This window comes from Jeotgalibacillus marinus, from assembly GCF_040801915.1.
Classification (GTDB): domain Bacteria; phylum Bacillota; class Bacilli; order Bacillales; family Jeotgalibacillaceae; genus Jeotgalibacillus; species Jeotgalibacillus marinus.
Genome location: NZ_JBFMIA010000005.1, coordinates 24,581 through 43,156, shown reverse-complemented (window position 1 = coordinate 43,156; position 18,576 = coordinate 24,581). Strand labels below are relative to the sequence as shown.

17 protein-coding genes are annotated in these 18,576 nt (G+C 37.5%); 3 read left to right on the top strand and 14 right to left on the bottom strand.

What is annotated here, in order from left to right; genetic code table 11:
• Positions 1-1,008: 1,008 nt before the first annotated feature.
• Together AB1471_RS07975 and AB1471_RS07970 are read left to right on the top strand one after the other, a co-directional pair.
• Entirely contained in the window at positions 1,009-1,539 is a 531-nt protein-coding gene (locus AB1471_RS07975; protein ID WP_367779222.1) for a TetR/AcrR family transcriptional regulator, read from the top strand.
• Positions 1,540-1,610: 71 nt separating this feature from the next.
• Positions 1,611-2,735 (top strand): MFS transporter, encoded by a 1,125-nt coding sequence (locus tag AB1471_RS07970; RefSeq protein WP_367779221.1) that lies wholly within the window; start codon positions 1,611-1,613, stop codon positions 2,733-2,735.
• A gap of 462 nt (positions 2,736-3,197) precedes the next feature.
• Here AB1471_RS07970 and AB1471_RS07965 read toward each other — a convergent pair whose 3' ends face one another.
• The 14 genes from AB1471_RS07965 to AB1471_RS07900 all read right to left on the bottom strand — a co-directional run bounded on the left by AB1471_RS07965 (position 3,198) and on the right by AB1471_RS07900 (position 17,499).
• Positions 3,198-4,121, bottom strand: coding sequence for an ABC transporter permease family protein (locus AB1471_RS07965; protein ID WP_367779220.1), 924 nt, complete (start codon positions 4,119-4,121; stop codon positions 3,198-3,200).
• Entirely contained in the window at positions 4,111-5,013 is a 903-nt protein-coding gene (locus AB1471_RS07960; RefSeq protein ID WP_367779219.1) for an ABC transporter ATP-binding protein, read from the bottom strand. Before AB1471_RS07960 ends, AB1471_RS07965 begins: the two co-directional genes overlap by 11 nt.
• A gap of 331 nt (positions 5,014-5,344) precedes the next feature.
• Entirely contained in the window at positions 5,345-5,497 is a 153-nt protein-coding gene (locus tag AB1471_RS07955; RefSeq protein ID WP_367779353.1) for a GNAT family N-acetyltransferase, read from the bottom strand.
• 222 nt (positions 5,498-5,719) lie between these two features.
• Positions 5,720-7,204, bottom strand: coding sequence for an alanine/glycine:cation symporter family protein (locus tag AB1471_RS07950; protein ID WP_367779218.1), 1,485 nt, complete (start codon positions 7,202-7,204; stop codon positions 5,720-5,722).
• 423 nt (positions 7,205-7,627) lie between these two features.
• Positions 7,628-8,227: a short chain dehydrogenase gene (locus AB1471_RS07945; RefSeq protein WP_367779217.1), complete on the bottom strand. Its 600-nt coding sequence runs from the start codon at positions 8,225-8,227 to the stop codon at positions 7,628-7,630.
• A 41-nt stretch (positions 8,228-8,268) separates the two neighbouring features.
• Positions 8,269-9,474 carry an NAD(P)/FAD-dependent oxidoreductase gene (locus AB1471_RS07940; RefSeq protein ID WP_367779216.1) on the bottom strand — a complete coding sequence of 402 codons (1,206 nt, stop codon included), beginning with the start codon at positions 9,472-9,474 and terminating at the stop codon, positions 8,269-8,271.
• A gap of 1 nt (position 9,475) precedes the next feature.
• On the bottom strand, positions 9,476-9,793 hold the full coding sequence (locus AB1471_RS07935) for a (2Fe-2S)-binding protein (protein WP_367779215.1): 318 nt from the start codon (positions 9,791-9,793) through the stop codon (positions 9,476-9,478).
• On the bottom strand, positions 9,777-10,061 hold the full coding sequence (locus AB1471_RS07930) for a (2Fe-2S)-binding protein (RefSeq protein WP_367779214.1): 285 nt from the start codon (positions 10,059-10,061) through the stop codon (positions 9,777-9,779). Before AB1471_RS07930 ends, AB1471_RS07935 begins: the two co-directional genes overlap by 17 nt.
• 17 nt (positions 10,062-10,078) lie before the next feature.
• Positions 10,079-10,870, bottom strand: a complete 792-nt coding sequence (locus AB1471_RS07925; protein ID WP_367779213.1) for an aspartate/glutamate racemase family protein — start codon at positions 10,868-10,870, stop codon at positions 10,079-10,081.
• A gap of 76 nt (positions 10,871-10,946) precedes the next feature.
• A complete protein-coding gene (dapA, locus tag AB1471_RS07920) occupies positions 10,947-11,846 on the bottom strand; it encodes a 4-hydroxy-tetrahydrodipicolinate synthase (RefSeq protein ID WP_367779212.1) in 900 nt (299 codons plus the stop codon).
• A gap of 27 nt (positions 11,847-11,873) precedes the next feature.
• Positions 11,874-13,067 carry an NAD(P)/FAD-dependent oxidoreductase gene (locus AB1471_RS07915; RefSeq protein ID WP_367779211.1) on the bottom strand — a complete coding sequence of 398 codons (1,194 nt, stop codon included), beginning with the start codon at positions 13,065-13,067 and terminating at the stop codon, positions 11,874-11,876.
• Positions 13,068-13,103: 36 nt separating this feature from the next.
• Positions 13,104-14,621, bottom strand: coding sequence for an aldehyde dehydrogenase family protein (locus AB1471_RS07910; RefSeq protein ID WP_367779210.1), 1,518 nt, complete (start codon positions 14,619-14,621; stop codon positions 13,104-13,106).
• Between the two features lie 14 nt (positions 14,622-14,635).
• Positions 14,636-15,982, bottom strand: coding sequence for an aspartate aminotransferase family protein (locus AB1471_RS07905; RefSeq protein ID WP_367779209.1), 1,347 nt, complete (start codon positions 15,980-15,982; stop codon positions 14,636-14,638).
• A 59-nt stretch (positions 15,983-16,041) separates the two neighbouring features.
• Positions 16,042-17,499 carry a CoA-acylating methylmalonate-semialdehyde dehydrogenase gene (locus tag AB1471_RS07900; RefSeq protein WP_367779208.1) on the bottom strand — a complete coding sequence of 486 codons (1,458 nt, stop codon included), beginning with the start codon at positions 17,497-17,499 and terminating at the stop codon, positions 16,042-16,044.
• Positions 17,500-17,618: 119 nt separating this feature from the next.
• Between AB1471_RS07900 and AB1471_RS07895 the strand changes: the two genes are divergently transcribed.
• Positions 17,619-18,491, top strand: a complete 873-nt coding sequence (locus AB1471_RS07895; protein WP_367779207.1) for a LysR family transcriptional regulator — start codon at positions 17,619-17,621, stop codon at positions 18,489-18,491.
• The last annotated feature ends 85 nt before the right edge of the window (positions 18,492-18,576 follow it).

The window sequence follows — 18,576 nt, the reverse complement described above, 5'->3', positions numbered from 1 at the left end:
GATCAACTTGAAGAAGTTGTAGGGCGACAATTAAAGGATTTGAAAGATGATAACTCCTGATAAAGAATATGCTCAGTCGATTTATTTGTAGAAGCATAATAAAAAACCCCCATCCGTCTCACTATTTTAAGTTTACTTTTGATATGATACATACTAACGCTTGTTTTGTTTACTTCCTATAATATATATTATGTAAACTTGTCAATTTTGCTCGAAAGTGCGGGTTTGCTTCCCCATTATGACGAACGACACAAAATTACAGACAAATGAGTCAATACTCAAACAATAAAGACTTAGAATAAATTAATAAAAGAAGATCCTCTATATCCTTTTTAGATGTCTCCAGGACCTTTATTTTGCATAAAGATCATTTAGAATTACATCGTATAATCTTGCAGCGAATTTAGGTTGTCTTTCCGTTTTCGATAGATCGCAGGTTTCGATCCATATTTATATACATTTTCCAAATGAGGTATATTGTTAATTCTCTAGTATACTTTATCTCCTTTGGTGAATTCCTTTGTCATTACTCCAAAATAAGTAAAGAATACAAACCGAACACTTTTATCACCTTTATAAGCCCTGCTATCAAATTGGATTGATTATTTTGTACGATTTCCCCCACTTCTCTAGAAAGCTTGACCTTGGTTTTCCTTATGCTGTATCCATTCAATAACTGGATTTATGCTTTATCACATTTCCTTTTAAATTAACTTGCCGAATGTCCCTTCTGTCTTGCATTATCATAGCTTGACTTGTTATACGGTGCCGTTGCACTAACGAGCCTCAAACATGTTTCTACAAGCAGGAAGTTGACACTATAATGTAGGCTTAACAGATATAATGATTTACTGTGCCCAGTTACACGAACGTTGGTATTGGTTTTATATATGGAGTAGTATAGATTTTTTTAAAAAAATCTGAAGTATAGTAATTCTATTTCATTGTAATTCAAGACGTTCCATGTTATAAGTATAATGACCGTTCTATATAAAGGAGGTATTTTAAGTGAGTAAAAAAAAACAAGATTTACTAGAACACGCTGAGGAATTATTTTACAAACATGGTTTTCACTCAATCGGATTAAAACAGATAGTAAATGAAGCCGGTGTTGCTATAATGACATTATACAATCACTTCGATTCCAAAGAAGACCTAATACTTCAAGTACTTAAGAGACGGGAAGAAAAGTATTTCTCATACTTGGAATCCTCGGTGAGCAAGCCAAAATGCAATTCAATAGCATTATCATTGGCACAAGCACATTTAAATTGGATTCGAATGCATGAGACTAATGGGTGCATGTTTTTAAGAGCTAAAGAAGAGTTTTCATCTGATTCTAACAATGAAATTGTAAGGTATGTAAACAAGCATAAAAACTCATTGATATTCTTTTTCAAGCAGCTTAATTTTGATTATTGGGAATCTACTCGATTAGCTTTGCTATTTGAAGGCGCTACTGCTTTATCAGAAATCATAAATGTTGATGATGTAGCTCATGAACTTATGTATTGCATAAAGCATTTATATAAAAAGTAAGCTGATTGGCTTACTTTTTTTTCATAATAAATATAATGAACGTTCTATATATTTTAAGAGGTGATTAATAGATGAAGAAAATTGTACTTCCTGGTATTGCTATGATTGCGGTAACTTATTCATTTGCACGCTTCAGTTTTGGCCTGTTCCTACCTAATATTTCATCTTCCTTAGGGCTTACGGAAAGTAATGCTGGCGTAGTTGGTTCAACGGCTTACATTTCCTATACATTAGCTTTATTTACTTCTACCTTTTTGATTCAAAAATTTGGTCAGCTAAGATTAATTCAACTCTCTGGGATAAGTGCTATTATTGGATTAGTTGGAATAGCACTTTCTCAGGAGTTTTATTTGCTTGCTTTAAGTTCATTTATTGCAGGAATAGGCAGCGGTTGGGCGTCACCAGCCTTTAGTCAAGTAGCATCAACTGCTCTACAAAAAAAGGATAAAGATCGCGGTAACATCTGGATTAACAGCGGATCAAGTTTTGGAATTATACTTTCGGGATCTGTGGCGCTTCTGTTCACAGAATACTGGAGGCTTTCGTATGTTCTCTTCGCGATTCTTGCATTTATTGTACTTGTATGGAATACCTTGAGCATACCTGCTCAAGGTTCTAGTACTCACAAAACACAGACTAAACTACATTGGTGGCTAGCTATCAAGAAAGCTAAGTTTTTATTGGTAGTCTCCCTTATCATAGGAATAAGTTCCTCTATATTTTGGACATTTTCGAGAAGTTACTTAACTGTTGTCTATGATATGAGCACGAATGAAAGCGTAGTTTTCTGGATTTTAATGGGCACATCAGGAGTGTTTGGAGGATTTGCAGGGGAATTAATTAATAGAGTTGGTCTGGCTTTATCTTATCGTTTGGTTCTTGTGATGATGCTTCTCTCTATATATTCTATAACTATCCCTACAATGATTACCGTATACTCTTCTGCAGTATTATTCGGGATTTCTTATATAATTATGACAGGTTTATTTATTGTTTGGTCTTCCCGAATATTTAAGTTAACGCCTTCGATTGGGGTGAGTTTATCTTTCTTATTATTGGGAGTTGGTCAATCGGTTGGGTCATCAATAGCTGGAGGAATTATTGGAAGTACATCTTATTCACTAGGGTTTATGTTATTTGCTCTGACCGGTCTTGTGGGACTTTTTATTCCAATTAATAAAAGTGATGATACGTAAAATTGGTTTTATTCAAATATTGGGGTTGTAACAGTTGGTTCTATTCTCATGATCTGGAGGTGTTTTTGATGTTATTCATGCTGAGTGGAACGATTCGAATTAACGGGAAAGGAAAAAAGAACGCCTCCTTCCCCTCCATCCGATGATTATGCCGCTTTTAAAGGCCTTGAACTTTACGCTTTCAAAGGAATAGACTAAAGAAGCCCAAATCTGATTATGTCCATAGTAATTAGTAATCATGATGTTTCTCTTGTTAAACCTATCAATAACACTCCCAGACCAGAAGTTTGTTAATAGAGGTGTCATAGGCTTCAGTATATATAGCGGCTACTGCTGCAGGCGAATGCGTCATGTCAAATATTATTAAAGATAAAGCAATTAAATAAACCCAATCTCCAATATGCCCCTATCTGCTTATACTCTTGAGGGTATTGCTGCTTGTTTGCCCTCCGCCAGAAATCCTCATCTCGCTTTCTCTTTAACAGATAACTTTAAAAGCTGTGTAAGAGAAAGTTTCTCTCTTGTATAAAAGGCATATTTATAAATGTTTGATACTCCACCAAATAGGACAAATCCATATATTACGGATATTAATATGGCCAAATAGGTTAAAAGTTCAAATCCATTTAACATGGCATAAATTAATATAAATAAAGGAGAAAAAATTGGAATGAACATGACGATTGTGGAGATTAAAATCCATGTTTCAACCGTACTTGTTGGTAAAAAAATAAACAGGCCGAATAACACCATGTATGGAAGCAATATAATTAACGCTACAGGAGCAGCATCTACTAAACTATTTATTTTAATCGCAAGACTGAGTGTGAATAAAATAGAAGTTGCTAGCATGATCATTACAATGAGAACACACCCAGCAAAAAATAGACTCCCCTTTAATGTGAACGAAGAAAATATAGGGGCAAGTACAACTGTAAATACGTTAAAGGTGCTTGAAAATAGACTGTAAACCATACTTGCAATAAAGATAGCAAGAGCCATGGAAATAAAAACTACAAGCATGTTATAAAAAGAAGTAACTAACTTTCCAAATAAATAATGCTTCTCCGTAATACTTGTACTAATAACCTCGGAGACCTTACTATCACGATCTTCAAAAACGTTTTGCATCATAATTGCTACATTACTAAAGAGAAAAAATACAATAATGAGCGCAACGCCTTTTACAACATTTAAAGACGAAATCAAGCTGTCACTTCCAGTATCTATATTACCGATAAAGGGAATATCAGGTTTAAAAATCAATAAAAGTGTTGTTACAATTAATGCAATGATTAAATTGAAAAGAAATCCAGAAAACAACGACTTAGCAGGAAACAGTGTTTTAATGGAAACATAAGAGTATGCAGTATATTTATTGTGCATTTCTTTCCCCCTTTTCACTGAATACATTTTTAAAAATATTTTCTAAATTAGGTTTTTCAATAATAAACATTTCTGAAAACTTATTAGGCAACAAGTCAACTATTTGCTGCGAATCTTGTTTGTCCTTAAGTGCGATTTCATACACATTGTCCTTTAACTCATAAATGACCCCAGCTGATTGCAATATTTCTTCTGTTAATGAATCATTTATGATTTTCAATTTGTAGGTATACTTATCCTTAATACGATCAACGGTATCAAAATGAACAACTTCCCCTTTATTAATCATTAATAAACGATCCGACAGGTTTTCAACGGTATTTAATTGGTGACTAGAATATAAAATGGATACTCCTTTATCTTTCAAGTCTTTGATAGCATTTATAAAAAGATCTACATTAATTGGATCCAATCCGCTAAATGGTTCATCCAATATTAATAGTTTAGGTTCATGTAAAATAGAAGTGATAAACTGTATTTTCTGTTGGTTCCCTTTTGATAAACTTCCTAATATATCATTCTTGTGTTCATTCAAACCAAAATAGGATAACCAAACGTCTATTTTTGGTAGTAATTCTTTCTTGCTTTTCCCTTTTAAATAACCAAATGCTAAGAGTTGCGTAATAATAGTTGTTTTATTATATAAACCCCTTTGTTCTGGTAAATAACCAACATCATTTTTTAGATCAAAATTATTTTCATAAAACTTAACAGTTCCATTGTTAGCATGATAAATATCTAATAGTACTTTAAAAAGTGTTGTTTTCCCAGATCCATTATGGCCAACAACACTTATTAATTCCCCTTTTCTTAAATTCATTGAAATATTTTTCAACGCACGCTTCGAACCAAATGTTTTGGTAATATTCGATACTTCAAAAAAATAATGCATCCTTATCCTCCATTAGCTCTATTTTGGTTGTAAAAGATAGGTAATATCGTTTTGTAATAAATGTTATTTTTGGTTATTTCTTATTACTACTAGTGTAATTCTATACTAAATGTAGTTATCCTTCTTTTATAAACATTTTTTAAGCAAAATAAAAAACATTTTAGGGACAGTTCTCCAAGTAATCTAATCCCCGTTTTTGGTTATGTTCTCAAAGAATGACTTATAATAAAACCATTAAAAAAACGTACTTGGATACACCAGAGTACGCCTTAATACCACCTTTTAGAGGTTTTTTCAATTAACGCTCCTTTATACAGGAATCCTTCTTTTACTACTTAAATGTTTTTTTCATATTGATATCCGTAGGTTCAAAATTCAGTTTTTTATATAGGTGAATTGCTCGTTCATTGTGTACAAAAACATGAAGTGAAAACTTATCAAATTCCTTCTCTTTTACCAACTTTTCTAACGCCTCTAGTGAGATTTATCTTACCCTCTTCCTTGGTGTTCTTCAAATATGTAAAAATCATAAATATAAGCTTCTTTTTGTAACTTTGAATCATCGTAAAATACCATAGCCACCCTATCGTTTGTCCCTCATTAACAATAGAAAGAACTGTGTTAAGAAGAAATCGCGGTTTGGAAGACCTGTCGGCTTAATTATGGTACAATATCTATTTAAATTCCCAGTTTTCAACGCTCAACATTAAATTACTTCCTTTACTTTACTTCCATCCTCTTTTCCCATTATTGGATACTCTTTCTCCCAAAAATCAGCACCCTTAATCCCAAGTTTTTTGGGATCAAAGACAGGGTCTCTCCGCTGTTTTTTTTGCTCCTCATAATCCCTTAATACTTTTAGAGCCGTTTTAGTCATTAATAAAATTACAATTAAATTTACCCACGCCATACTTCCCATTCCAAGATCTCCGAGAGCCCATACGATTTCTCCAGATTGTACGCTTCCGACAAACACCATAACGAGCAAAATGAGTTTTAAAATATACAAAAAGAATTTAAAAGATTTATTTCGATTACCATTAATAAAAGCTAAACAAGTTTCAGCTTTATAATAGTATGACATTAGAGTTGTAAAACCAAAGAAGAATAAAGCAATAGCTAAAAAAGGTGCACCAAAACCAGGACTGACTGATTCTACAGAAAGTTGGGTATATGTAGAAGGATCCTCTCCAGCTGCAGCATTCGAAGTAATGAAGCCACCTCCATCAAGAGAGACATTATACATTCCTGTTATAAGTATCGTAAAAGCTGTTGCTGAACAAATAACTAAAGTCGTTAGATAAACGGAAAAGGCCTGTACCAATCCTTGTTTTGCCGGATGTGATACTTCAGCAGCTCCAGCTTCAAAAGTCTCGCTGCCAACCCCGGCGGCATGTGAAAAAGCGCCACGCTGTACTCCCCAGTTAATAGCAGACCCCACAGCACCTCCAAACACCGAATCTATGCCAAAAGCACTTTTCAAGATTAGCATGATGACACTGGGCAATTGTTCTAGATTAAACCCTACTATTACACAACATAATAGGACATAACCAATAGCCATTGTAGGTACCACTGTTTCCGCAACCTTGCCCAATCTTTTCACCCCACCAAAAATAATAATTGCTAGAATGATGACTAATAACCCACCTGTGATGGCTGTAGAGAGGCCAAATGCTTGATGAACAGTAGCGGCAATTGTGTTTGCCTGTAATGTTGGCCATAAAACTGCCATAACAATGATTGTTACAACAGCAAATAAAATTGCGACCTTTCTCATCTTCAGCCCTTTTTCAATATAAAAGGGGGCTCCTCCCCGATACTCTCCTCTAATCTTACTTTTATAAACCTGTGAAAGTGTAGTTTCAATAAATGAAGAAACAGCGCCGAGCATTCCCATAATCCATATCCAAAATACTGCACCGGGTCCTCCAAAGGCTATAGCTGTTGCAACACCAGCAATGGTTCCCGTCCCAACACGACTTCCCAAAGACATGGATAACGCTTTAAATGGAGATAATCCAGCTTCTGAATCTCTTCCTTTAAACGTTAGGGTTACCATATCTTTTAAATGCCTAATTTGCAGAAATCGTGTCGCTACTGAGTGAAATATACCGATTATAATAAAAAAAAATACTAAAGCTGAACTCCATATATAGCTGTTTAACGAATCCACAAAATTTTGTATCATCCTGTATTAGCCCCTTTGTTCATCCCTAACAGATACGTATTTTTTCTCCCCATACTAGTTTTTTGCTTGTTGTTCCTGGATTGAATATCCATAATCAAAAATGCGTCTGATTTTAAAAGAAGAGCTTTCTAGATCCTATAAAAATGGCTATCCACACTTCGTCCACTGTCCATCCATTACAATATGGTATGACCAATATATTTTCACTACATTTCTTTTTTAGCTATTTATTCAGAAAAAAGCACAAAATTATCGAAGGTTCAATATAGAATTGTAATCTCAGGTTGAGCGCGTATATCAACCTCATCATACGAACCCTTAAAAGTGGGCAAATTGATGATGCTAATTTTTGCGAGATTTCTCCAATATACATAAAATGACTTTATGCTCCGATAATGACAATAGGATTGAAGCCCTTTTCAATTAGTAAACATTATAGCTTTGTCCCGTTTGAGCTCCCAAAATACTTTTTCGAAACGCTAAACCTACCCGCTTCGAAGCAACAGGTTCAAATCCTTGAAACAATGGACCATATTTCTCAATAGAATCTTCCAACATACCTGGACTCACATGGTTAATGCGAATACCTCTAGGCATTTCAATTGCCGCTGATTTAACAAAAGCACGAATGCCGCCGTTTGCCATAGCTGCAGAAGCTGCTTTTTCAATGGGATCATCCATTAAAATGCCTGTTGTCAAAGTGATACTGCCATTATTATGTATATACTTCAATCCAAGCAGGACTAAATTAATCTGCCCAAGCAGCTTGCTGTCTACTGCAATAAGGTTTTGTTTTGGGGTCATCTCTTCAACATAACCAAAATGTGCAGCGCCTGCTGCGCTTGCAATGGCATCCACATGTCCTACTTGCTCAAACATCCTAGAAATACTTGCTGTAGAGGTAATGTCTACCTCTACATCTGAATTCGTTCGGCTCGCCGTAATAATCTCGACATCATTATTCATTTCTTTATAAACAGCTGAACCAATTGTCCCGTTTGCTCCTACAAGTAACAACTTCAATTGTATTCCCTCCTAAAGCCTCTCTTTTCATCAATTTCTCTCTAAGCCTGATTTCTTTCATAGTATTTGTATAATTCTTCACGAGTCTTAGGGATATTCGGCTGAAATTGAATAAGCGCCTCAGCTCTTGTCTTCCTTACTGAGTGTATCGCCTGATCAATTAGATCATCCAGCTTACCAGAACGATTGTTTATTTCAGCTGCAATGGTTAGACCTGCAACTTTCCCCTGGGCCATCGCTACTTTAGCACTCTCTATACCCGTGATGTTTCCTGCAACATAAAGATGAGGAATGTTCGTTTGCATTTGCTCACTATGCACCGGTATGTGTCCACCCAATTCAGTTACATATTGAAAGGAGCAGCCTACAATCGATGCTAATTCAGCCATTGGCATCAGCCCGCCTGAAATGCAAACGACATCTGCTTCAACTGTTTTTTCAGTTCCAGGAATTGGCGTGCCAGACGCAGTAACTTTCGTTGTTCGCACTCCAGTTACTTGCTTATCTCCTAGTATTTCTAAAGCAGCTGTTTTCACTTTAATAGGGATACCAAACATTTTGATACCAACAGCGGGGTAGCATTTCGCAGCAAGAGCGGGGGGGAAAAACCTTCCAACTTTCCCTAACTGTCTTAACATTGCGTTAGGGGCAAGATGAGTTAATTTCATAAGTGATTTCAATACACTTATTGGGTGCCCTGCTTCTTTTGATATGAGGCTTGACTTAGGGATAATGATTTCTTTCACGTCTACACCACAAAGCCTCAGCTCGTTTGCAATAGCCATCGACAAGACATTTGCACCAATAATCACACAAGATTGACCAGGTTTTACTCGGTAAACATTTCCCATAACTTGAGCGGCGCCTATCGAAATAACTCCAGGAAGCGTCCATCCCGTTATCGGAATTGGCGTCTCACTGGCACCAGTGGCAAGCAGCAGCGCCTTCGACTTCAGGATTCCATTTGATGTGTGAACATGCCATCCAGCTTCTCTCTTTTCAATATCGTAAACGGATGTTTCACACTGGATATCAACACCTGCTGTTAAGGCGCGACTATACAACTTATCTGATTCTGATATTCCGTTCCACCATTCTCCATTAGGCTCTTGATGCAGCTGTCCAAGCAGCCTTCCACCAACTCGGGGAAATTCATCAATGACATGAACATTTAAACCCTGCTCTGCAGCTTCAATTGCGGCACTCAAGCCAGCCGGACCAGCACCCACTATCAACAGATCCCTCATGCTACTCTCCCCCTTTTTTATATCCAGCTACAGAATGAATGTCCATCCCTTCTTTTACTAGTGTCAAACAAGCTCGGACAACTTTGCTATCTTCTAGTTGTACTCTGCACTCAAAGCAATGGCCAATATTGCAATAAATGCCTCTACTTGTTCCACTCATCTCATGTTGACGGAGTGTCCGTACTCCAGCAGCTAACATAGCTGAAGCAATCGAATCTCCTTCAAAGGCTTCATATGCCTCTCCGTTAAAATAAAATGTAAAGGGTTGTTTTCTTTCTAAAGAACCAAGAACAGGGTGATGTTCAACTCTCATTGTCATGAACGCTTCCTCCTAGTGCTCCAAATGTGACAGGACGAACTGGGGGCCGGTAACTAAGCTGAATGTCATTCTTCATAGTCTCTTGATTCATTCCTTTTGTTATTTGGTCAATTACACACCGGCAGGTTCTTCCACCACAATATCCCATGGCTGCTCGTGTGCGTAATTTCACTTCTCGAGATGAACATCTGTATCGATATATTGTATCTTTAATTAACTTTAAGGTAACTTCTTCACACCTGCATACTATAGTATTCATTTCATCCATGTCATTAATCCCCCTGTTTAAATGAATCCCATATATGGTTTTTGTGCAGTCGCCATGTGAGCCCAACGAATCATTGTAATAAAATCAAATACTGGCAATCCAACTGCCTGTTGTATCTCCCATGCATAAGGGGGAAGATCACTGCATTCTAACAAAATTGCGCCGATTTTAGGATTCTCTTTGACTAACTCTATCGCCGCTTGGACAACTTCCTGACGAACAATTCCATTATCAAATCTTCCTCTGCTTTCAGTAATGGCTGAGAACTCTGGCAAATTCCCTAGATTTTTTACGACTACATAGTCTTCTTTATGAATACCGCAGCTTCTATACAATGAGGAAGTAATGCCATTACTATCAGCTGTCAGCATACCAACTTGCTGCCCATCTTTTAGTCCAGTTTTTATCCAAGGCAATTGGATGACACTAGACATGAAAACAGGAATGTTTACTGCATCAGCCACCTCTTCTTGAAAATTCCCAAAAAATCCACATGCACCACAAATCGCTCTTGCTCCCTCTGCCTCTAATTGCATAGCAGCAGCTACCACATCCTCAGCAAGAGTAGGATCTCCCACGTGAATACGCTCCTGTGTACAATTAGGTACAACTTTTAAAGCCACCGGAAAGTCGTATGTTGATAAATTTGCCACGTTTCCAGGCAAGATAGGATACCAGCATTCATCTAAAAATAAGATTCCTATGGAATACCCTGACACATACTGCCCTTTTTTCATCTCAATGGTGGCATCCGAGTTTGATTGCATAAATCCATAATTACGTGAATTGTTGTATGTGTTCAGCGTCATTGGACATTCCTCCGCCCAGGTTTTGTTGTTGAAACAGGGAAAAATATTCTTATAGCTATTCTTCCCTAAACATGTTTTAAACGGGATTTACTTCATAGCCCAATTGTAAAAGTGTTTCTTTCATTTTAGATGTAAGCTCTTCAGAGGCTGGCACTAATGGGGCGCGAACTTCTCCGCCATTGAGCCCTATTAAATCTAAACCTGCTTTTACAGGACCAGGAACAGGCTCAGCTTCCACATAATCATAGAGAGGAAGAAGTCTTTGATTCAAGGTAATTGCGCCATCTATATCTCCTTCTTCTTTGAAAAGTTTATACATTTTTACGATTTCCTTAGGAATCAAATTATGGATAATACCTGTGGCACCGTGTCCACCTACAGCCAAAGTTGGCAGGATTAAGTGTTCAAAACCTGTGAGAACAGAGAAATTTTTCTGGTCTTTCGTCAGCCCAATGACTTTACATGTATGTTCTTGATCTGTTGTGTTTTTTACTCCAACAATACCTTCTACTTGACTCAATTCAGCAATTAATTCAGGAGAAAGCTCTACGTTTGTAGCCGCAGGGTAATGATAGATGACAATGCCGATTCCAGATTCAGAGGCTAGTGTTTTGTAATAGTTTCTTAAACCTTCTTCACTAGTCTTCATATAGTACGGTGTTACGATCAGCGCACAATCAGCTCCAATTTCCGCCGCATATTTAGTCAGTTCGAGTGTATCCTCTGTTCGGTGTGCACTAGTTCCGGCCATAATTGGCGTATGCCCATTGGAATATTCAACGGCTGCTTTTAGCACGCTTTTTCTTTCTTCCATGGACATAAGAGAGTATTCTCCCGTACTCCCTCCTGCCAGTAAACAGTGCATTCCGCCATCAATTAAATGATTAATTAGATTTTTATATGCTTCAAAATCAACATTTCCTTCCTTGTCAAAAGGGGTAGGCATTGCTGGAATCATACCGACTGGATTATACATTTTCATTCCTCCAATTTTATTTTTTGTTTAAACAGTTTGTTCTGATAAGGTGTTTTTGTACCTAGAAAAATTCAATCGATCTATATTAAAATCTGTTTCTTGGTTAGAGATTAACTGTGTTACCATTTTTCCTGTTATAGGAGCCATACTAATACCGTCCCCCTCATGACCGCTCGCAATAAAAAATCCAGGGACTTCTTCTACTTCAGAAACGATCGGAAGATGATCTACCACCCATGGCCGTATTCCAGCATAAGCTCGAATACAATTAATATCTTTCAATATTGGCAAAAAGCGCGTAGCCCGTTCAGCAATGCCCCTCATAACATCATTTTCTGAACGAATATCATATCCTTTAAAAGCTCGATGCCCACCAACCAAAAAATTATGAGCTTCCGTTGGTTCTATGGTGAATGCAATATTGTTATCGTCTACCAATTTACTTACATTACGTTTATATTGAATATCTTCGAACTTTGACAACATATAGCCGAACTCATGGACTTTCTGACTTACTACTTTTTTTGTTTTTTCGGTTATTAATATCAGCCCTTTCCGAGGACGAATGGGAATGTCAATCCCTACCATCTCCCCAATCTTGCTAGCCCAAACCCCGGCACAATTCACAATTCTTTTAGTATGGATCGTGGTTCTATCTGTTTTGACCGACTCTACTCGACCATCCGGTGCTTGAACAATCTCCCTCACTTCATGGTTGGTAAAAAGAGTTAATCCGTATTTCTTAGCTTCTTCGATAAAGGCATAACAGACAAGATAAGGGTTCATGGTTGAATCCACTTCCGTCCATATACCACCCTTTAAGTCACGAGCTAAATGAGGTTCAATATCTGGCAGCTCTTGCTGGTCAACCATTCGCATGTCGTATCCAGCCGTAACTTGTTGAGCTACATAACCCCGGGCTATTTCAAGTTCTTGATCTGTTTCACATACATAAAGGCTGCCTCTTGAAAAGAATTCAAAATCAAAGGAAAATTCCTTTGCCAACTCTTTATAAAGCTGAATACTTTTAAAACCAATGGCCGTATCAATTCCAGGCTTTTTATCGCAAATGAGAGCAACCGCATCACAACGGCTTGAAGTTCCGTTCCCGATATCACCTTTCTCAACAAGTGCTACACTGTATCCTTCTTTTGAAAGATAATAAGCAACACTTGAGCCAATGATGCCAGCACCAATGACGACAATATCAAAATTGTTCAATAAGGTACCTCCCTAGAATAGCTTTTTTATCTTTAGCTATCCTTTGTATACTCCAGATGGTTGAACGTTCAAAGCAATGTTCACTTGTTTCTTATATAGATATTCTTCAAAGCCGTACGTACCAAGATCGCCGCCAATACCACTTTGCTTATAACCGCTCCATGGAGCTTCATTAAAAGTAGGATGATACGTATTAATCCATGTAATTCCTGCTTGAAGTTCACGAATAACACGCTGTGCTTTTGCCCCATCATTTGTAAAGACAGCTGCTGCTAAACCAAAATCATTTCCATTGGCTAATTCAATGGCTTCATCTTCTGTTTCAAAAACTTGTATTACGAGAACAGGACCAAATATCTCCTCTTGTACAATTCTCATAGTCAGAGTTGTATCTGTGAAAATGGTTGGAGCCACATAATTTCCATTTGCTAATTCACCATCAATAAGCCGATAGCCGCCACACAAAAGACTTGCGCCTTCTTCTTTTCCAATTTGGATGTAATTCAGCACAGTATCCATGTGATCTTTAGAAATCAACGGCCCCATTTCAGACGTTTCTTTCCAACCAGGGCCAACCTGAATGTTTTTCGCACGTGAAACAAGTTCTGGGACAAATTTATCGTAAATAGACTTCTCAATAATAAGACGAGAACCAGCTGAACATACTTGCCCTTGCCCAGCAAATATAGCAAGCAATGCATAGTCAACTGCTGTTTCAAAATCTGCATCGGCAAACACAATGTTTGGCGATTTTCCTCCTAGCTCTAAGCCAACTTTTTTTACTGTATCTGCGGCATCTTTCATAATTCGCTTTCCTGTAGGTGTTCCACCAGTAAAAGAAATTTTATCAACATCGGGATGCTTAACTAGTGTGTTACCTACAATGGATCCAGCGCCGAGTACTAAATTGGCTACACCTTTTGGAAAACCTATTTCATCAATGATTTCAAATAACCGGATTAATGTGAGTGGTGTTTGAGTTGATGGTTTTACCACCACTGTACAGCCAGCAGCCAACGCAGCAGACATTTTTTGCGCCGCCATAACAAGTGGGAAATTCCATGGTACAATTTGAGCAACAACACCTATTGGTTCACGAATAACCATAGCTTGAATTTCGTCAGGCACTTCATATGTTTGACCATGGGGCTGCATAGCAAGCCCAGCATAATATTGAAATTGGTGAATCGCATCCTCCACATCTACTAATGAGTCACTGTAGAGCTTTCCATTGTTCAATGTTTCGAGCTTAGCAATCTCTTCTTTCTGTTCTTCTAGTTTTCTAGAAACCTTCAAAAGCAGGTCCGCTCTTGTTCGAGCATAGGTTGTTTTCCATCCGTTCTTGTAAAAGGCGTCCTTTGCTACTTGAACTGCTTGATTGACTTCATTCCCGCCCCCTTCTGTAACCGTTGCAATGACCCTATTGTTGGCAGGATTCAAAATTTCTCTCGTTTTCCCAGATGAACTTTCGACCCACTTGCCGTTAATGTACATATTTTGAACTGTATTTTTGTCTTTAAGGACCGCTTCAAACGTTTCTGAAGTACTAATCATTATTCCACCTCCAATTAAATGACTTGCAGACTTTCCTTCACTGTATTCAAAATAAATTGATAATCATCCTCTGTGATATTGAGAGGTGGGGCGATCTGTAAAATATTGTTATAACCTGCGACGGTATCACCATTCTTTCCGATAAGCAAACCTTTCTCCTTGCAAGCCTTCACAACTTCATTAATTTTCTCTAGTTCAATGGGTTCCTTCGTCTCTTTGCTCTTGACCAATTCAATCCCTAATAACAGACCTTTCCCCCGAACATCTCCAACATATTTATTCTTCATAAGCACTTGGAAATCTCGAAGAAACCTTTCTCCTAAAACTTTGGACCGCTCAAATAACCCTTCTTGTTCCATAATATCGATATTTTTTAGAGCAACTGCACAAGATGCAGGACTTCCCCCGTAAGTATTTACATGTCTAAATCGATCGTTTGTTTCCTCACCAATAAATACTTCATAGATCTCTCTGCGCACAGCTGTCGCCGATAATGGCATATATCCGCTTGTGATCCCCTTCGCCATTGTTATAATGTCCGGTTTCACTCCGTAATTCATGAAACCAAAAGGCTGCCCCGTTCGTCCAAAACCGCAAATGACCTCGTCAACAATAAGAAGTGCGCTATGATGATCGCATATTTCCTTAACCCGTTTTAAATAATTCTCCGGTGGAATTAATACTCCACCTCCCGTAATGATTGGCTCCATGATGACACCCGCAATCGTTTCGCCCAGTTCCCATGTCATAAGTTGATGTATTGCCTCCGCACTTTCTAACGTATCTGCATCTTTAGGGTTCCTATACAAGTCTGGAGGGGGTACATGTAAAAAACCTTGGCTTAAAGGTTCGTACTTATATTTTCTTTGCGCTTGGCCTGTAGCTGCCAAAGCTCCCATTGTATTGCCGTGGTAAGCTCTGTAGCGTGAAATAAATTTGTAACGATTTGCTTCACCCTTTTGCTGATAGTACTGTCTAGCAACTTTAAAAGCTGTTTCATTTGCTTCTGACCCACTGTTCGAGAAAAAGAACACATAATCATCATCCAGATACTGATTTAGTTTCTCTGCTAATCTGATAGCTGGACCGTGGCTATGGGAAAGTGGAAAATAAGGCAGTTTGTCAAGTTGATCATAAGCTGCCTGGGCTAGTTCCGTTCGTCCATATCCGACATTCACGCACCATAAGCCTGACATACCGTCTAAATATTTCTTTCCTTCAACATCAGTAACCCAGGCACCCTCTGCTGATTCTGCTATCAACAGACTAGGATCTGGCGCAGCACCCTTCATCGCATGCCATACATATTTAGAATCTTTTAATCTTAAATTTTCTGTATTCGAAATTACCCCTTTTAGCATTTGAAAGTCCCCTTTTCTAATATGAACTCTTGAAAAGATGATTAAAAAAGTTAGAATTTTTAATAACGCGCAGTAACCATTTTTTTTCTCGTAAAGAAGTTAACTCCATCTTTACCGTTAACATGAAGATCCCCATAAAATGAGTTTTTATAGCCGGAAAACGGAAAGAATGCCATTGGTGCCGGCACGCCCAAATTGATTCCAAGCATCCCCGAATCAATTTCTTCACGAAATTCACGTATATCTTTAGCGCTGTTCGTATATAGGCATGCTCCATTTGCATATTCAGAACGGTTAGCCACTTCAATAGCTTCTGTAAGCGTTTTCATTCGAACGATTGATAAAACAGGAGCAAAGATTTCATCTTTCCAAATCTTCATGTTTGTATCAACGTAATCAAATATGGTTGCTCCAACAAAATAACCCTCATTATCTTTCATATCCTCTCTTCCATCTCTTACAAGTCGAGCCCCTTCCATCTCTCCTGCGGATATATAGGACAGTGTGCGATCTTTTTGCTCCTTGCGAATGACTGGTCCCAAAAACACATCTTTATCTGAACCATCACCTATCACAATTTCATCTGCACCTTTTTTCAAACGGCTTACGAGAGAATCCGCAACATCTCCCACAGCAACAACAACTGAAGCTGCCATGCAGCGCTGACCTGCAGAACCGAAAGCTGCACCTAAGATATTTTTCACGGCTACTTCAAGGTCTGCATCCTCTAAAACGATACTATGGTTTTTGGCTCCGGCTAATGCTTGAACTCGTTTTCCGTTTTCTGCTGCCGTTTTATAAATGTACTCTGCTACAGGCTGAGAACCAACAAATGAGATTGCTTTAATTAACTTATTTTCCAATATTCCATTCACGACATCCCGAGACCCGTGTACAATATTTAACACACCGTCAGGTAAACCAGCTTCTTTAAATAATTCTGCCAATCGATTAGCTAACATTGGGGCACGTTCCGATGGTTTTAATACAAATGTATTCCCACATGCAATTGCTAATGGAAACATCCAACAAGGTACCATCATAGGAAAGTTAAATGGCGTAATCCCTCCAACTACACCTATTGGGTAACGGAACATCCCTGATTCCACCCCAGTTGCTATATCAGGTAATTGTTCTCCCATCATTAAGGTTGGAACTCCTGCCGCAAACTCAACACATTCAATTCCTCTTTGCACTTCTCCATAGGCATCAGCAAAAGTTTTTCCATTTTCCAACGTAATTATTTCCGCTAATTCGTTCCAGTGTTTGATTAATAATTGTTGGTAACTAAAAAGAATTCTAGCCCTTTTGGGAACTGCAACACGTTTCCACTCTTTAAATGCCTTTTTCGCTTCCTTGGCAGCAAAATCAACATCAATTTGTTCAGAAATTGGAACTTTGGCAATTACTTCTCCTGTAGCTGGATTATAAACATTCTCATATTGTTGCTTTTCAGGCCCTATCCATTTACCAGAAATAAAGTTTTTTAATTTTTTAGTATCTGTTAGTACATTCATAAAACCCCTCCTAAAAGTTATTTTGTTGACTTACATTTAGTTTATTTGGATAATTGTTAATAGTAAAATAAAAATAAAATATACTAGGTATAGAATTTTTTTATGGAAGGGTATATGCCATGACACTTCAACGTTATGATATTTTTAATAAAGTCGTGCAACTTCAAAATATTAGTAAAGCAGCCTCAGAGCTTCACCTCTCTCAACCAGGCATTAGCAACGCAATTAAAACTCTTGAGGAAGATTTAGGTTTAACACTCTTGGTTCGAAATAGAACAGGTATAACATTGACAAGAGAAGGAGAAAAAATATATAACTATTCTTTGAAAATGACAAAGCTGAATGACGCATTATTTCAAGAAGCCTCTGCTTTAAAAGGTTTGGAGACAGGGGTTATAAATGTAGGTTCGTTTGCTAGTGTAACAGCAAACTGGGTTCCTACAATTATTAAACATTTTAATAATAAGTATCCAGGTATAACCGTAAGAATTTACGAGGACGATTATTTGAACTTAGAAAAGGCAATTATATCGGGCGAATTAGATTGTTGTTTCAATACTTTTGTTGATACAAATGGAATTTGCTTTACCCCCTTAATAAAGGACAAATTATATTGTATTGTTTCTCTTGAGAACCCACTAAGTACACAGAAAAAAATAAATGCAAGACAATTAGAAGAATTTCCTTTAATTAAATCTAAAAAAGGCTGGGATAACGAGGTTTCTGCATTTTTTAAAGATAACAACATTCAGCAAAAGGTTCGATATGAAGTTTCTGAAGATCAATCAATTCTTGCACTAGTCGAAGCCAATTTAGGCGTGAATATTCGACCAAAATTGGTACTTAAAGGGTTTCGCCACAAAATAAAAGCAATTGAACTGGAGAAAAATCCTTACCGTACAATAGGAATTTGCACAACATCTCAATTATCCCACGCTACAAAAATCTTCGTAGAAACAGTTAAAGACTTATATGGGGAAATTAAGGAATAGTGTATTAAACTCTTGTTAACACAGACTAATAGGAAAAATAATCAATAATGGATTTCCATAGTACAGTTTCATACCGAAAAAGAGC

Coding starts and splice junctions, on each gene's coding strand:
- AB1471_RS07895 (WP_367779207.1), top strand. CDS start 17,619: ATGACACTTCAACGTTATGATATTTTTAATAAAGTCGTGCAACTTCAA.
- AB1471_RS07910 (WP_367779210.1), bottom strand. CDS start 14,621: ATGATTAGTACTTCAGAAACGTTTGAAGCGGTCCTTAAAGACAAAAAT.
- AB1471_RS07905 (WP_367779209.1), bottom strand. CDS start 15,982: ATGCTAAAAGGGGTAATTTCGAATACAGAAAATTTAAGATTAAAAGAT.
- AB1471_RS07930 (WP_367779214.1), bottom strand. CDS start 10,061: ATGGATGAAATGAATACTATAGTATGCAGGTGTGAAGAAGTTACCTTA.
- AB1471_RS07965 (WP_367779220.1), bottom strand. CDS start 4,121: ATGCACAATAAATATACTGCATACTCTTATGTTTCCATTAAAACACTG.
- AB1471_RS07950 (WP_367779218.1), bottom strand. CDS start 7,204: ATGATACAAAATTTTGTGGATTCGTTAAACAGCTATATATGGAGTTCA.
- AB1471_RS07925 (WP_367779213.1), bottom strand. CDS start 10,870: ATGACGCTGAACACATACAACAATTCACGTAATTATGGATTTATGCAA.
- dapA (WP_367779212.1), bottom strand. CDS start 11,846: ATGTATAATCCAGTCGGTATGATTCCAGCAATGCCTACCCCTTTTGAC.
- AB1471_RS07940 (WP_367779216.1), bottom strand. CDS start 9,474: ATGAGGGATCTGTTGATAGTGGGTGCTGGTCCGGCTGGCTTGAGTGCC.
- AB1471_RS07935 (WP_367779215.1), bottom strand. CDS start 9,793: ATGACAATGAGAGTTGAACATCACCCTGTTCTTGGTTCTTTAGAAAGA.
- AB1471_RS07900 (WP_367779208.1), bottom strand. CDS start 17,499: ATGAATGTACTAACAGATACTAAAAAATTAAAAAACTTTATTTCTGGT.
- AB1471_RS07960 (WP_367779219.1), bottom strand. CDS start 5,013: ATGCATTATTTTTTTGAAGTATCGAATATTACCAAAACATTTGGTTCG.
- AB1471_RS07970 (WP_367779221.1), top strand. CDS start 1,611: ATGAAGAAAATTGTACTTCCTGGTATTGCTATGATTGCGGTAACTTAT.